This is a genomic window from Streptococcus sp. Marseille-Q8145, assembly GCF_965112035.1.
Map to the genome: position 1 here is coordinate 331242 of NZ_CBCOPQ010000001.1, position 16482 is coordinate 347723.

At 41.4% G+C, this 16482-nt stretch carries 11 protein-coding genes; 1 reads left to right on the forward strand and 10 read right to left on the reverse strand.

The window, feature by feature from the left end:
* Positions 1–16: 16 nt before the first annotated feature.
* The 5 genes from ACWPVL_RS01705 to ACWPVL_RS01725 form a co-directional block, all read right to left on the reverse strand.
* On the reverse strand, positions 17–1492 hold the full coding sequence (locus ACWPVL_RS01705; RefSeq protein ID WP_125370638.1) for a PTS galactitol transporter subunit IIC: 1476 nt from the start codon (positions 1490–1492) through the stop codon (positions 17–19).
* Positions 1493–1544: 52 nt separating this feature from the next.
* Positions 1545–1850, reverse strand: a complete 306-nt coding sequence (locus tag ACWPVL_RS01710) for a PTS sugar transporter subunit IIB (protein WP_005590672.1) — start codon at positions 1848–1850, stop codon at positions 1545–1547.
* A gap of 20 nt (positions 1851–1870) precedes the next feature.
* Positions 1871–2347: a PTS sugar transporter subunit IIA gene (locus ACWPVL_RS01715; protein ID WP_048763634.1), complete on the reverse strand. Its 477-nt coding sequence runs from the start codon at positions 2345–2347 to the stop codon at positions 1871–1873.
* Between the two features lie 325 nt (positions 2348–2672).
* On the reverse strand, positions 2673–3419 hold the full coding sequence (locus tag ACWPVL_RS01720; protein ID WP_005590674.1) for a DeoR/GlpR family DNA-binding transcription regulator: 747 nt from the start codon (positions 3417–3419) through the stop codon (positions 2673–2675).
* A 286-nt stretch (positions 3420–3705) separates the two neighbouring features.
* On the reverse strand, positions 3706–5280 hold the full coding sequence (locus ACWPVL_RS01725; protein WP_454386410.1) for a DEAD/DEAH box helicase: 1575 nt from the start codon (positions 5278–5280) through the stop codon (positions 3706–3708).
* A 357-nt stretch (positions 5281–5637) separates the two neighbouring features.
* On the opposite strand from ACWPVL_RS01725, the gene ACWPVL_RS01730 reads away from it, so the two are divergent.
* On the forward strand, positions 5638–6018 hold the full coding sequence (locus ACWPVL_RS01730) for a hypothetical protein (RefSeq protein ID WP_454386412.1): 381 nt from the start codon (positions 5638–5640) through the stop codon (positions 6016–6018).
* Positions 6019–6286: 268 nt separating this feature from the next.
* On the opposite strand, the gene pyk is transcribed toward ACWPVL_RS01730, so the two are convergent.
* The 5 genes from pyk to ppc form a co-directional block, all read right to left on the reverse strand.
* Positions 6287–7792, reverse strand: a complete 1506-nt coding sequence (pyk, locus tag ACWPVL_RS01735; protein ID WP_454386414.1) for a pyruvate kinase — start codon at positions 7790–7792, stop codon at positions 6287–6289.
* Positions 7793–7844: 52 nt separating this feature from the next.
* Entirely contained in the window at positions 7845–8855 is a 1011-nt protein-coding gene (pfkA, locus tag ACWPVL_RS01740; protein ID WP_005590682.1) for a 6-phosphofructokinase, read from the reverse strand.
* A gap of 84 nt (positions 8856–8939) precedes the next feature.
* The gene (locus ACWPVL_RS01745) at positions 8940–12050 is read right to left on the reverse strand and encodes a DNA polymerase III subunit alpha (RefSeq protein WP_454386417.1); all 3111 of its coding nucleotides are present in this window, start codon (positions 12048–12050) and stop codon (positions 8940–8942) included.
* 323 nt (positions 12051–12373) lie between these two features.
* Entirely contained in the window at positions 12374–13378 is a 1005-nt protein-coding gene (gene ccpA / locus ACWPVL_RS01750; protein WP_061909588.1) for a catabolite control protein A, read from the reverse strand.
* A gap of 227 nt (positions 13379–13605) precedes the next feature.
* Complete coding sequence (ppc, locus tag ACWPVL_RS01755; RefSeq protein ID WP_454386419.1) at positions 13606–16452, reverse strand: phosphoenolpyruvate carboxylase; 2847 nt, start codon at positions 16450–16452, stop codon at positions 13606–13608.
* Positions 16453–16482 lie beyond the last annotated feature (30 nt).

Consider the following 16482-nt stretch of genomic DNA (forward strand, 5'->3'; position numbering starts at 1 on the left):
CAATAGTTAACGGATATTATTTTGCTTTTGCTGCATATTCTGCATTCCGTTTGATCATTTGCTTTCTGTACCAAGCAAAGATTCCAATATAAGCACCAAGGAAGACAATAGCACCAATGATAGCTTTAATATCACCTGTAGTAGTATTACCAATAGTCCAGCCCAAGAGTTTTTCGATTGGTCCTTCAAGTGTTGAATGAGTGATCAATTGAGACTGGCTAACTCCTTCAGGGAAGGCACCTACGCCTTTAGCAAGTTCTGTTGCAAACGGTGCAATCAGGGTACCTGAAAGAAGGAAGAGTGGTAACAAGAGTGTTCCAAAGACAATCATACGAAGCAATTTACCACGAGTAACAACCAGAAGGGCAGGTGTCACACCCATGGCGATGATACCAGCCAATGGCAAGATACCGTTCCCTACATTAGAAAGCAGAACTGCTTCAATCAACATGATTGGGGCAAGTACGTTAGCGCAGGCCCAGATTTCTGCACGACCAGCGATAAATGGCCAGTCAAGACCGATGTTGAATTTACGTCCTTGAAGACGTTTTGTTGCTACGTTAGTAATACCTTGTGAAAGTGGTTCTACGGCTGCGATAAACCATGATCCGATAAGTGAGAAGAGCTCCAAGCAGACGCCGGCAGTCAAACCGAGAGACAACCAGCCTTTAATAACCAATTGCCATGTGTTACCATCTTCTACACCTGCTACTGGGTGCGGAGTTCCCATGATGCCGATAACTACACCGAGAAGGAAACCGATGAAGAATTTAGATCCCCAGAAACCGATTTTCTTGTTCAAAGCGGCAGCATCAAAGTCATATTTATCCAACCCAGGGAAGAACTTATCAAAAATCTTATCCAAAACCATGATAACAGGGTTCATCATGTAGTTCATGTGAGTTGAAGTCATTGGAGATGAGCTTGGTGCATTCAACAAATCATCAAAAGTTGGTTTCATCAAGTCAGAGTTGATAATCTTCAAGACACCAACCAAGACAACTGCTAAAGTTGCAATCAAGAGTGATACAGCAGGACTTACATGGCTCTTATCTGCATACCATTTGATGAGCAAGCCAGTAATTGACAAGTGCCAAATATCAAAGATATCCACATCCAATGTATCTGTTTTCTTTATGGCTAACATCACAACATTGACAATGAGCATGATGAGCAAGAAGTACAAGGTCCATGGAGAACCCCAAGTGATAGTTGCAAGCGGTGCCCAACCAACGTCAGTGATGTTCAACTGGATACCAGTGTTTTCAACGAATTTAGCAAGTGAAGCTGAGAAAGCTCCGTTAAGCATACCGATGATGGCACCGATACCAGTAAGAGCGATGGCAAGTTTGATACCACCTTCAAGCGCTTTGGAGAATTTTACTCCAAAAAGTAGAGCCAATACTGTCAAAATGATCAGCATGATGATAGGACCACCCATATCTAAGATGGGTTTAAAAATCTTATTGGCTAGGTCAATAATGACATCCATAATAATTCCTCCCTTTTTTTGTTATATGAATGTTAACAAGATAAAGAATAGATTAACTTAGTCCGTGCTCTTTAATAGCTGCTTCAATATTGTCAAACACTGGAGCGCTCATTGCAGGAATACGGAACAAGATTGGTCCAGCTTCGATAACTGGGATTCCTGGTTCAAAACCAAGATCCGTTGCAGCGATTGGCGTGAAGATATCATAACCTTGCATTAGATCTTCATTGACATCCTTAACCATCACGGCATCACAATGTACATCATAACCGCGGTTTGACAACTCTTCCTCAAGAGCACTCTTGATTTGGTGACTTGAGTTTACCCCAGCTCCGCAGGCTGCTAAAATTTTAATCATAATAAAATCCTCCGATTTATTTATTTAATAACTTTTGAAATATATTGAAACAACTCTTCTTTAGAGTTCAAAGAAGCTAAACCAGCTAGATTTCCTTCACTAGTGAAGAAATCCATTAACTGTGCTAAGATATTGGTCTGGCTTGAGCTAGAGTTGTTGATAATAAAGAACAAGAGAGACACTTCAACGGTTTGCGTAGGAGAAATCATATTGTGGAAGGTTACAGGCTGATCTAGCTTAACAACTACCACATTTTCAGTCAAATTATGCGCAATATCCGTATGAGGTATGGCAACATTCGGCAAGTCCTTGCCTAAAAATTCCATATCCAATCCGGTTGGAAACGCCTTTTCTCTTTCAAGTAAAGCGTTTCGATAAGAAGAAGTTACAACTTCTCTTTCTTCTAACAAATCAGCTACTTGATGAAAAAGATCTTCTTGATTTTCTGCATGTAAACAAAACACTAGATTTTCATCAAATAATTGGGCAAGCGCCATTTTATCATCTCTCCTTTTGTTTCTTTTTGTTCGTTTAATTAATTATATCATTATGTGATAGCGCTGTCAATAGTTTGTTTTGTTATTTTTTGTTTATTTATCTAATAACTTAAAATTTTAATGTTCATATGAAGATAGAACATTTCGTCATTCTGCATGGCTGAAGAACAACACGAGTCATAAGAATATCCTAGCAAGTCTAAGCTGATATACAAGAACTTTTCGTCCACTGTAAAATACAATTATTCATCTGCAATAAGAAATAAAAGCTACGAAATTCGCAGCTTTTATTTCTTAAATCAACATTCATGACAACGCGATCAAATCAGAGAACCTTGGTGTAAGAACTATATTTTGCTCTCACTTTCGGAGAGATATGGTCATCCGTTACAATCGCGTCAATATTGTCCAAACGGTAAAAACTATAGAAAGAATAGCTATCAAATTTGCTATTATCTGCAACAATGTATTTTTCAATTGCATTGTTGAGAATAATGGCATTTCCATTTCCCTCTTCTTCATTGGCAGTCGTCACATTGTGACCGTCGATTCCGTTCACTCCAATAAAGGCCTTTGATACCTTGATTTCTCGTAAAAGTTTATTGGCAAACTGCCCCACAAAAGTCTGGGTCTTGACCCGATAGCGTCCTCCGATCAAAATCAAATCAAAATTAGGGTAATCCTTCAATTTTTCAAAAATAGGGAGTGAATTGGTTACAATACTGATATTTTTCCCCTCTAAATAATCGCCTATAAAATCCGTTGTAGTACCTGATCCGATAAAAACTGTGTCTCCTTCAGCAATTAAATCAGCACATTTCTTAGCAATCAGCTTCTTTTCTTCGATATTTAACATCGTTTTTTCAGAATGCGAAGCTTCATTCAAGCTATCTTTCACCTTTTTATGAGCCCCACCATGCACCCGAATCAAAAGTCCTTGCTTCTCAAGATCAATCAAATCTCGCCGAATGGTCATATCTGTTACATTCAGCAATTCCTTCAGGTTCTTTACAGACACAACTCCCGTCTGGTCCAGCTCTTGTAAGATCACTTTATGACGACTTTCCTTCATGTACAATCCTCCTTGTTGTTGATGTCTAGAGACGTCTCATCAAAGTTTCCCCTTTGATTCTTAGGTTCCTTGGACACCTCAAATCACTTTAATGTCCATGCACCTTTGCTTATATCATTATACTACAATTTTTTCATATAAACAAAATAATGTATACTTTTTTTCAAAAAAATAGATTATTGTTTGTTTATGCGTTTTCATTGTGCTATTTTCAAACAATTCTTGAAAGATATTCAAATTATTTTCAATAGAAAAATCCGATATCAGCTGACATCGGATTTTCTGTTTATTTATCGCCTTTATTACGGATAACAAAGCCGGTTTTCTTTTCGCTAGAAGTGCGTTGTGGGCGTTTATTTCCTCTGCTTTCGAAGTCGCGACTGTTCTTGTTTGACTTGCGTTTAAAGTCACGGCGGCCGCCCTCTCGATCTTCGCGTCCACCACGACGATCACGGACTTGGTCACCTCGACGACCGTTGCCACGACCACTCTTACCTTTTCCGCCAAAGCCACCGCCAGATGCTTTAAATGGCAATGGTTTTTCACGGGCAATTTCTACTTCAGGAAGGGTATCCGGATCCTGTACCGTCAAGCTGAGGATATACATGGCCAGCTCTTCTGGGCTGAATTCTGCTGCCAGCTTGCGGGCATCCTTACTGAATTTCTCAAAGTTAGAACGGATGCTTTCGTCAGCAAAATCGCGTTCAATCTTCTTAAGGGCAACTCTTTTCTTAGCTTGGAAAGCTTCCTCTGCAGTCGCAGGCTTGAGGCCTTTCATACGCTTCTTGGTCAGATTTTCGATAATCTGCAGATAGCCCATTTCATTTGGCGCTACAAACGTGATAGACTGACCTGACTTACCAGCACGACCGGTCCGACCAATCCGGTGAACATAGCTTTCTGGATCCTGCGGAATGTCGTAGTTGTAGACATGGGTCACACCAGAAATGTCCAATCCACGCGCAGCCACATCTGTCGCCACTAAAACATCCAAATTGCCGTTTTTAAAGTCACGCAGAACGCGAAGGCGCTTGCCTTGATCCAAATCACCATGGATACCCTCTGCTCGGAAACCACGGATTTTCAGACCGCGAGTCAGCTCATCCACCCGGCGCTTGGTCCGACCAAAGACGATTGACAGCTCAGGCTGCTCCACGTCCATCAGGCGAGTCATGGTATCAAATTTTTCATTTTCTTTGACACGGATATAATACTGGTCTACCAGCTCCGTTGTCAATTCCTTGGCAGCAATCTTGACATGCTCAGGCTCCTTCATGAACTTGACACCAATACGCTTGATAGCATCAGGCATGGTCGCTGAAAAGAGCAATGTCTGACGTTCTTCTGGCACACGGGAAATGATAGACTCAATATCTTCCAAAAAGCCCATGTTAAGCATTTCATCCGCTTCGTCCAAGATCAAAGTTTCAATCTGATTCAGCTTAAGCGCCTTGCGTTTGATCAAATCCAAGAGACGACCAGGTGTTCCTACGACGATATGAGCACCAGACTTGAGGGCCTTGATTTGCTTTTCGATGCTGGAGCCACCGTAAACAGAACGCACCTTGACACCCTTGCTGCGGCCAAAACGAAACAGCTCTTCCTGACTCTGCACGGCCAATTCACGGGTCGGTGCGATAACCAACGCCTGCACAGCAGGATTATCGGTATCAATCTTTTCCAGCGTTGGAAAACCAAAAGCTGCTGTCTTTCCTGTCCCTGTCTGGGCCTGACCAATGACATCCTTACCTGCCATAGCAAGTGGAATCGTCTGCTCTTGGATAGGACTTGCTTCTACAAAGCCAGCTTTTTCAATCTCTGCTAGTAATTCAGTAGATAAATGTAATTCATTAAATTTCAATGTTCTTCTTCTTTCTAAAGGCAGTGCGAAGCCACCTTATAAGGCTTTTGATACTCATCTATCGAAACATACCAAGTGCTTTTCTCTTACTAAATCTCGATTTTCTGAGAGTATTCGCTCTTCTCTTCATAAATATGGTCTCTCAAGTCTAGGCACTAAAAAAGCGCCGACTCGGTCGCTAGTTCCCACTGAATAGAAAAACTGTATTTCTGCAACTAATTTAGTATACCACAAAAGCACCTAAAAAGATAGGACTTGCTTGTAAAATATTTTATTAGAGATTTCTTTTGTAAAAAATGAAAACTTGAAAATCATTTTCAAAAACATTATAATCTACAAAGAAGAAAGGAGACAGATATGAATAAATTTTTACGAGTGACTTTCATTTTACTGATCTTAGCTATGCTGGGCGCGGCTATAATCCAGATTTTCCAGCCCCAGCTCTTGGGCAATGAGTCCATCTATGGTCTAGCTCCCTACTGGCAGCGGGAAATTGGTTTCTGGAATCTGGCTATTCTGCCTTTAGTCATTGCCGCCAACATAAAGTATGATTGGCTCTATCTACGTATGACCTTGCTAGCACTGATTCTGGGCGGGCTGGGCTTTGGCACCAACCATCTGCTAGGCTATCTGGAAAAAGCGAATCAAGCGAATCTACTGGGCTGGATTGAAAATTATCTGCTCGTCTGCTGCTGGATAATCGGTTGGGGATTAGAATCTAGAAAAGAGAAAAAGTGATATAGAGAGTATCCATTATTAACCAATAATATAACGATAATCCATAATTATCATCGTTACACTATTGGTTCTTTGACTCCTTATTAACTGTGGCCGATTGAAAAGTCAAAAATCTGGAGAGGATCATAAGGATCTTCTCTTTTTTGATATGCAAAATGTTAATATTCTTATTTTGAAGTTTTCATAATTACGAAATCAATTAAAAACTCTAGAACAAAAAATAAACCGATAGAATGGATCTATCGGTTTTTGCATACTATGAAATAAATTAGCGTACAGTGCGGATGCGCATTGTGTTTGTACGAACCGCTTCGCCAAGTGGTACACCTGCAACGATAACGATATCGTCACCAGACTCAACAAGACCTGCTTCAACTGCTTTACGTTCAGCGATTTCGAACATATCATCAGTTGATGAAGGTGCTTCTGTCAACATTGGGATAACACCCCAGTTCAACATCAAGCCACGTTCTGTCAATTCATCGAATGTCAATGCCAAGATATCAGCATTTGGACGGTATTTAGAGATTAAACGAGCAGTGTGACCAGTCTTAGTCAAAGTAACAATCAATTTGATATTCATTGAGTTTGTAGCATCTTTAACAGCTGAAGCCATAACTTCTGTCTTAGAGTTACGTTCGAAAGTATCTGAGTTCAAACGTCCGTATTCGTTAAGAAGAGTTTGAGCGTTCTTATCGATTGTAGCCATTGTAGTCACTGACTCAAGTGGGTATTTACCGTTTGCAGACTCACCTGAAAGCATTGTAGCGTCAGTTCCATCGATAACAGCGTTAAATACGTCTGATACTTCTGAACGAGTTGCACGTGGTTTTTCAGTCATTGTTTCAAGCATGTTTGTTGCTGTGATAACAACTTTACCAGCTGCATTGACTTTAGTAATGATCATTTTTTGGTAAACTGGAACCATTTCGAATGGTACTTCGATACCCATGTCACCACGAGCGATCATGATACCGTCAGCAGCTTCAATGATTTCATCCAAGTTGTCGATACCTTGTTGGTTTTCGATTTTAGCGAACAATTGAACATGTCCGTTACCAGTTTCTTCACAGATTGCACGTACTTCGTTGACGTCTTTTGCAGTGCGTACGAACGAAATCGCGATGAAGTTGATACCTTGTTCAAGACCGAAGCGGATATCGTCGTTATCGCGCTCAGCAAGAGCTGGGAAAGGAATTTTAGTATTAGGGATGTTTACACCTTTTTGTTTAGCGATAACACCGTCATTTTCAACTTCAACTACAAATTCACGGTTTGCATCGTCTTTTTCTACAACGCGAAGACCAAGTTTACCATCGTCAACCAATACTTGGCGACCTACTTCAACATCATCATAGATATCAAGTCCACCAGCAACGTTCAAAGCAATCACATCGCGTGTTGATTTGATTCCTTGTTTTGTCGCAACGCGGATTTTTTCACCAGTTTTGTATGAGTACTCTTTTGCTTCGCCTTCGAACAATTCTGTACGGATTTCTGGACCTTTAGTGTCAAGAAGGAAACCAACTTTTTTACCAGCGATTTCTTCCGCACGTTTAACAGTTGCCATACGCTCACCTTGTTCTTGGTGGTCACCGTGTGAGAAGTTGAAACGGAAAGTGTTTGCTCCTGCTTCAATCAATTTTGCAATATTTTGAGCTGAAGCTTCAACGTCCAGTTTTTCACCCCAGTATCCGTCTTCACCGAATTTTTTACCGCCACGGATTTCTACCGCAGGACCTAAAGTTGCAACGATTTTTACGCGTTTGTTCATGATATTAAGAAACTCCTTCTACTATTTGGGGATTTCACCCCTGATTGACCAATTAAATATTAATGCTGCGATTGAGCTCTGCTAGGCCGATATCAGCTTTGTGTGGATTGTTGACAACGATTTTGCCGTCTGCAGTCAGGCTAAAGAGTGCGCCTTCTTCAGCAGTTCCCAAGATTGGGCTTTCCACCATTTTTTCATTACGGATACCTACGGCAACACCACCGATACCTTCTTTAAGTAGTTTAACGGCATGCGCTCCCATACGAGAAGCCAATACACGGTCGCGAGCAGTTGGTGAACCACCACGTTGGATGTGACCAAGTTCAGTCACACGAAGATCGCTAGTATCACCAGCTTCTTTCAGCTTTTTACCAAACTCATCTGCTGACATAACACCTTCAGCAAGAACAATGATATTATGCTTCTTACCTTTTTCATAGCCACGTTTGATGCTGGCAACGATATCTTCAATCTTGAAGCCTTCTTCAGGAATGATAATTTCATCTGCACCTGTAGCAATACCTGCCCAAAGTGCGATATCACCAGCGTTACGTCCCATTACTTCAACAACGAAAGTACGACGGTGACTGGATGATGTATCACGGATCTTGTCAATCGCGTCCATTGCAGTTGTAACAGCAGTATCAAAACCGATAGTGAAATCTGTTCCGACAATGTCATTGTCAATAGTTCCAGGTACACCAACAGCTGGGAAGCCATGCTCTGTTAAGCGCATCGCACCATGGTAAGAACCGTCTCCACCAATAACAACTACACCTTCAATGCCGTGTTTCTTCAGTTGTTCGATTCCCTTTAATTGCCCTTCAAGTTTTGCAAACTCAGGGTAGCGTGCTGAATGAAGGAAAGTTCCTCCACGAGAAATAATGTCTCCAACTGAAGTCGCATCAAGTGGATAAATATCACCAGCAACCATTCCAGCGTAGCCGCCATAAATTCCATAAACTTCCATTCCTTCGGAAATTGCTTTACGAACGACTGCACGAATAGCAGCATTCATACCAGGGGCATCTCCACCACTGGTCAAAACAGCAATACGTTTCATTTCGTAATGTGCTCCTTTATCTTTTTAACATTCTTATAGATTATACCACAATCAGAATAAAAATTCTCTTATTTTCCTGATTTTTTACCGAAAAACCGTTTTCATGCTGTAATTTTCTAGTTCAGCTTGAAGTTGGTCTGATTTTTGAACTTGAAAGCCTGATGCAGGAACCGTTTTCTTTTCATTCTCATAGCGTAGCACCACGGGAATATCCCCAGGGTATCGCTGCAGGATCTCCGCAATCTGCCTGTCGTGACTAGAGTCAGCCAATTGGATCCAAAAGCGTTCTGAGCTTGCTTTCTCCACCTCTGCTAGAACCATCTGTAGTCGGCCATCCCTCTCCTGAATTTTTCCAGTCAGATAGTAATAGCCTTTTTCTTGGATTAGTTGAGCAAAGCGGCGATAAACTTCAGGGAATAAAGTAACATCTAACTTTTTCTTCGTATCTGTCACTTGCATAAAGGCCATGTTTTCACCATTTTTTGTGCGAATAACCTTGATAGACTGGACTTCAACTAGAATGGTCGCCTTACTATTATCGGCCAGCTCTTCAATCCAGACAAAAGGATGATGGGCTTTCTTGGCTAAGCTAATGAGTGGATGGTCACTAAGTCCAATCCCAATCAGAGCTTGCTCCTGCTCAAACTTTTCTGCAGCAGTAAAATCCTCGGCATCCGTCCATGAATAGCTAGTATCAGCAAATAAACTCCCCAGCTCATCCGCAAAGACAAAAAGATTCGGTAGATTGTGCAAAATCTTCTGGCGATTGGGCTCAAAAACATCAAAGAGCCCCAATTGCACCAAAGGACTTAAAAGCGGCAATTTATGATAACTCTGAGGCAGGCGTAAAATGAAATCTTCCACACTGCTAAAGGGATTCTTTTGACGCTCTTCTATGATCCAGAAAGCAAAATCCCTTGGTAAGCCCTTAATATTTTTCAAACCAAGATAGATTTTCCGCTCCTGAAACTTATCTTTATAGGGAATGTTATGGATGGTCAAGGGAGCTAGCTCAAAGCCAAAGCCGAGTGCATCTGTTATATAGTCCGAGCTAGAATAATTAAGCATGACATCAAAGAAGATGTCTGGATAATGAGCCTTGAAATAGGCCAACTGAAAAGCTAGAGCCGAGTAAGCATAGGCATGACTGCGGTTGAAGCCATAACCAGCAAATTTCTCCATGACCGCAAAGACTTCCTTGGCCTTGGTCTCTGAGTGCCCCAATCTGACAGCTCCCCTGACAAATTCTTCCTCCATTTTATGCATTTCAGCAGCATTTTTCTTGCCCATTGCCCGCCGTAAAATATCGGCCTTTCCCAGACTAAAACCACCAAAGCGCTGGGCGACCTGCATGACCTGCTCCTGGTAAAGCATGATGCCATAGGTTGGAGCTAAGATATCCTCCAAGCTTGGATCAATCATCTCCACGCGCTCGCGACCATGCTTGCGCTTGACAAAGTTATCAATATAGTCACTAGCTCCGGGACGATTGAGAGAGGTGGTAGCCACTACTTCTTCAAACTGGACGGGTTGGACTCTTTTCAAAAGACTGATGGCACCCGCTTGTTCAAACTGGAAAATACCCTTGGTATTACCCGCTGCAAAGAGGCGTAGAGTTTCCTCATCTTCCAGGTCAATACCAGCAATATCAATATCAACTCCGTATTTGTCTAGAGTCGCTTCTTTCATCCGCTGGACAAAGGTTAAATTGCGCAGGCCCAGAAAGTCCATCTTAAGCAGTCCATTACTTTCCACACCGTGGGCATCGTACTGGGTGATATACATGTCTTCCCCATATTTTAAAGGAATCTGATTGGTCAAATCATCGTCGCTCATGACAACACCAGCCGCATGGATTGAGGTCTGGCGTGGATTTCCTTCGATTTTCTTAGCAATTTCAAAGGCCTTCTGGTATTCTAGTTTGCTATTGATAATCTGACGAAAAGCTATATTTCGCTCATAAGCAGTGGTTAAGTTGTCTCGAAAACCGATTTTTTTAGTGATATTGGTCAGCTCGTACTCTGGCAAACCAAAACGCTTAAAGACATCTCGGATGGCCTGCTTGGCTCCAAAGGTTGAGTAGGTCACAATCTGGGCTGCATGCATGCTACCATAACGATCTCGGACATAGCGGATAAACTCCGGCCGATACACATCGGGAATATCAATATCAATATCGGGCATGGTATAGCGTTCTAGGTTTAGGAAACGTTCAAACAGCAGGTTCTTTTCTACTGGGTCAATGCCAGTAATCTCCAAAGCATAAGCTACCAAACTACCAACTGCAGAACCACGCCCCATCCCCATATAATAACCTTGACTACGACCAAAGCGCAGCAAATCCCAGACAATAAGGAAATAATCATCAAAGCCCATCTGATGAATGACATCCAGCTCCTGATCCAGCCTTACTTGATAGACTTCCCCTGCAAGTCCCCGCTTGGCCAATCCCATCTCAGCCAATTCTCGCAGCTCCTCTACAGCTGGCCGCTCAGGATTAAAGCGTGGAAGTTTCAACTCAGTATTGATTTCATAATGAACACCAGCCACCAATTTCTCCAAGTTGGTCAAACTCTCTGGAAAGTTTTCAGCGAAAGCGTCCACTAAAGAGGCTGGCGCTAATAAAAATTCATGGTTTGACAGATGGCCGACCTCTCGCAAGCTGATATTGTCCCGAATCGCCCTCAACATCTGCAAAGTCTCCAAGTCTCCTTGCTCAAAATAACGAACCGTATGTAAGGGCAGGACTGACCTAGTCAATTCCTGTCTAGGCGTATCCGGAAAGACCCCAACATAAAAGTCTAAGCCAAGATCTAGTTGATCCACGCCCTCAAAGATTGGCACAATCAGAGCCAGCCCCTTAAAAAGATGTTGAAAATCTTCCCAATTTTGACGATTCATCATTTTTAGAGTCGAAATCTTCATCAAATTGCGATAACCCTGACTATCTATGGCTAACAGTCTCAGATTGAGAGGATTTCCATCTTTATAAATTTCCATTTCCAGACCCAGCAAGGGCTGAAGTCCTGCCGCTTTTGCCTCCTCTAGGAAATGATAAGCCCCATAAAGATTGTCCACATCCATCATGCCCAAACTTTTGTAGCCCAAGTCCTTGGCCCCTTGAACATATTTTTTGATAGAGACTAAACTATCCATAAAGCTATAAACAGTCTTGGTATCTAGTTGTGTAATCACAAAATTCTCCTTAATACAGCTACAATAAATGATGCCTACTAGTAAAAAGAAGACAGAAAAAATGCGTTTCCACTTCTTTATTTTTACATTTTATCTGAAAATCTATGCCAAATCTTGGCTAACTCCTGACCTCTTCATTCCTATCAGTTAAGCAGATTGGACAAGCAATGATTTTCAACATTCCTGCTTCTATTATACCTAAATTTCTGTAAAGAAGAAACTCAGAGTCTTTTATATTCGGCGACTGTGCTTAACTAAAATAAAAAACGAGACAGAATTAAATTCTTTCAAAATTTAATTCCGTCCCATCCCGTATCAATTTATTATTTACGAGTTGATTTACGTTCATTGATCGTATGAGCTAGGAGAACTTCGCGCTCTTCCAACTCTTCTTTATGCATAATCTTCGTCAGCATCCGCATACTAATTGCACCGATGTCATACAGAGGTTGTCCGATAGTAGACAGATTAGGGCGAGTAAAGCGAGCGATTTGCGAATCATCACTAGTAATGATTTCAAAGTCTTCAGGAATACGAACACCTCGATCGGCCAAACCATTAAGCAAACCTGCTGCCAACTCATCTCCGGTCACAAAGGCCGCTGTTGCCTTTGAAGCAATCAGACGTTCAGCTAGATGATAACCATCATCGTAGCTATACTTAGACTCGAAGACCAAGCCCTCGCTGTATGAAATTTTCTTGCTCTTCAGAGCTTCTTTGTAGCCAGACAAGCGAATTTTACCATTGATATCATCTACCAAAGGACCGCTGACAAAAGCAATTTTCTTGTTGCGCTTAGCCAATAGTTCCACAGCATCAACGGTTGCCTGTTTATAATCAATATTGACACTTGGTAACTGATGTTCTACATCCACCGTGCCCGCTAGAACCACTGGTGTCCGTGAACGTGAAAATTCTGAACGAATTTTCTCTGTCAGATGGTAGCCCATAAAAATAATACCATCTACTTGCTTAGAGAAAAGGGTATTAACAACCGAAACTTCCTTGTCATCATCTTCATCGCTGTTTGCCAGGACGATATTGTACTTATACATTTCGGCAATATCATCAATCCCTTTGGCTAAAGTAGAGAAGTAACTATTCGTGATATTGGGAATTACAACACCAACAGTGGTCGTTTTTTTGCTGGCCAAACCACGGGCAACTGCATTAGGACGATAGTCAAGACGTTCAATTACTTCTAGTACTTTTTTTCGTGTATTTTCTTTTACATTCTTGTTACCATTTACAACTCGGCTGACTGTCGCCATTGAAACTCCCGCTTCACGGGCGACATCATAAATGGTTACTGTGTCGTCTGTGTTCATATAGTTTCCTTTCTTTTGTTGAAAATATCGTTTTCATTTTTCTACACTTATCATTGTATCACTAATTGTAAACACTTTCAAGTATTTTAGCGCACAGATATGAAAACTTTTTCATTTTTTATTTACACAAATCGCAGGAAATAAGTTATTGATTCAAAATAGTTTAAACTCAATAAAAAATCGGCTCAAAAGCCGATTCTTTTATATCATTTAAAGCTGCCTATACATCAACCAGAATTTCGTAGTCCTGTTGCAATTCCATTGATGGTAATGTGGATCAAACGTTCTTGTTCTGGTGAAAGTTCTCCTCGGCGCTGACGCTTGATCAGCTCAAGCTGAATATAGTTCAAAACATTGAAATAAGGCATACGATAGTTCAAACTATCCTTGAGATAGGCATTTTCTTCCAAGAGCTCATCATGGTCTTCAATCGCCAAGATAACATCCTTGGTCAGCTGCCATTCGTCGAGGATGGTATTGAAAATATCCCGCACATCTTGATCTTCACAAAGTTGCGCATATTCAAAGGCGATATTCATATTGGACTTAGACAGGACCATATCAACATTTGACAAAAGGGACTGGAAGAATGGCCATCTCTTGTACATAAACTGTAGGAAGGCTAGATTCTTTTCAGGATCTTCATCAATAAATTCCTTAAAGCTGGAACCGACACCATACCAACCAGGGAACATAACCCGACTTTGAGACCAAGAGAAGACCCAAGGAATGGCTCTTAGGCCACCGATTTCAGTGATCGTTTTACGGGCGGCTGGACGAGATCCGATATTAAAGCTAGAAATCGCCTTAATAGGACTGGACTCAAAGAAATAATCGTAGAAACGTTCGTCGCCAAAGACTAGATCGCGATAGATTTGGTAGCTTCGATCAACCACTCGATCCATCACTCTCTCGTATTCATTGGTCGTATTACTATCACTCTTCTTATAGCTTATCATGCGGTTAATAGCCGCCGATACAAGCATTTCCAGATTATAGTAAGCAGCGTCCTTATTACCGTATTTATTTCCGATGACCTCTCCCTGCTCTGTTAGGCGGATACGATCATTGATACTACGCAATGGTTGTGAAGTGATTGCCTCATAGGTTGGGCCACCGCCACGACCGACAGTTCCTCCGCGACCATGGAAGAAGGTAATCTTGACGCCAAACTTGTCGCCAATAGCTGTCAGTTGTTGCTGAGCCTTGTAGAGTGTCCAGCATGATGATAAATAACCACCATCCTTGTTACTGTCTGAGTAGCCCAGCATGATTTCTTGGTAGTTGTTTTTAGAAGCGATCCATTTTTGAGCAATTGGCAGAGACAGATATTTCTCCATAGTATCGCAAGAATTATCCAAGTCCTCAATCGTTTCAAACAGAGGTACAATCTGCACACGCGCACCTTCTTCATCGATCAAGCCGACTTCCTTGAGCATAATCGCCAACTCTAGCAGATCTGATACGCTAGTCGAATGAGAAATAATATTTTGCTTGATAACATCTTCGCCAATCGCATCCTTAAGCTGACGAGCCGTCTTGAAAATCTCCAATTCTTTTTGTAGAAGTTCAGATTTAGGTGCATGAGTGGCTGACAGGATCCGTGGATCCTCCAGAAGCTGCTTGAGGAGAACTTGGCATTTTTCTTCCTCTGACAAGCTGCTGTAATCTTTTACGATATTAGCAGAAGCCAAGAGCTCCGCCACACAAGCCTCATGGACACTGGAATCCTGACGCATGTCAATGCTGGCCAAGAAGAAACCAAAAATATCAACTGCTTGTAGCAATTCAGTAAGTTCTCCGGTCACCAGAGCTTGTCCATTGTGCTCCAGCAAAGAATCACGAATAACTAGAAGATCTTCCTTAAACTCTTGCGCATCTTTGTAAGATGGAAGTTGTTCTTTTCGTAATTCATCTAAACTACCACTAAGTTTAGACTGGATATAATTTGGAATGATTTCTCTACCATTATGGCTGACCGAGGTAGCAGCATTTGCATGCAGGACTGCTTCAGCTTTATCAGCCAAACGATGCCCTTCACCGGAGAAATTACCTTCTTTCAGATAAAGTAAGGTCTGAATCAACTTGGACTGAATGTAATGAAAAGCACGGCGATAAGGCTCATTTTCCCGATAAACAGACTTGTCGCTTGACAAAGCTGCCATCTTGGCTACAGCTTCACTTGTTTTTGAAAGATTAGTAGACAGGGAGAAGTTACGATAGAGCGTATAAACCTTGTCAATGTAGTAATTCAGAATAACTTCGCTCTGTACCGTCGCAGACAATTTCAGAGTTTCAGCGGTTACAAATGGATTCCCATCCCGGTCACCACCAATCCACATTCCCATGGTGATTGGTTTAGGATTTTCCAAATGGATTCCTTTTTCTTCTGCTAAGCGTTTATACTCTAGCATCAGGTTCGTGATTGCTTGAAGAAAAGAACTGTTATAGTATTCCATAACGTTAGTGATTTCATTGGTAACCTTAAGTTTCTTTTCCCGAATCATATCAGTCTGCATCATCAGCTCGATATAGCGACGGAGATTGGCTAACCATTTCTTTTCGTTCACCAGACCAGCTTTAACATCACGATGCTGGCGCAACAGTGTGTGAATATGATTGGTCAAATCCAACATGGTCTTGCGCTGAACCTGAGTCGGATGAGCAGTCAAAACGGGAACAACATTTAGATTTTCCAGGATTTCTTGTGCATTTTCTCGTGTTGAAACCAAATCAATCGTCGTCGAAAGCTTACCAAGGTAGTCTTGATCGATATTATTTTGATGATTGATCTCATAAGCCAAGTCAACATCTTCAGAAATATTGATGAGTAGAGGTAAAATAGCAAAATAGCGTGAGATATAGACCATATCATCCGTGGATAATTCTTCTACTACTGCTTTCAGCTCTTGGTATTTAGATTGAACTGCTAGTTCTTCAATCATGGAGATTTTAGCAAAAGTGTCAGGACTGAGAATATCCCGGGTAATATCTACCAACAAGTCCGTTAAAATAGAAACTTCTTCTCGAATCATTTCTTTATTGCTATAATTTTCTAATTTTGTAAATGACATTATTTACACCTTTCTATTGTTGAAGAGCTA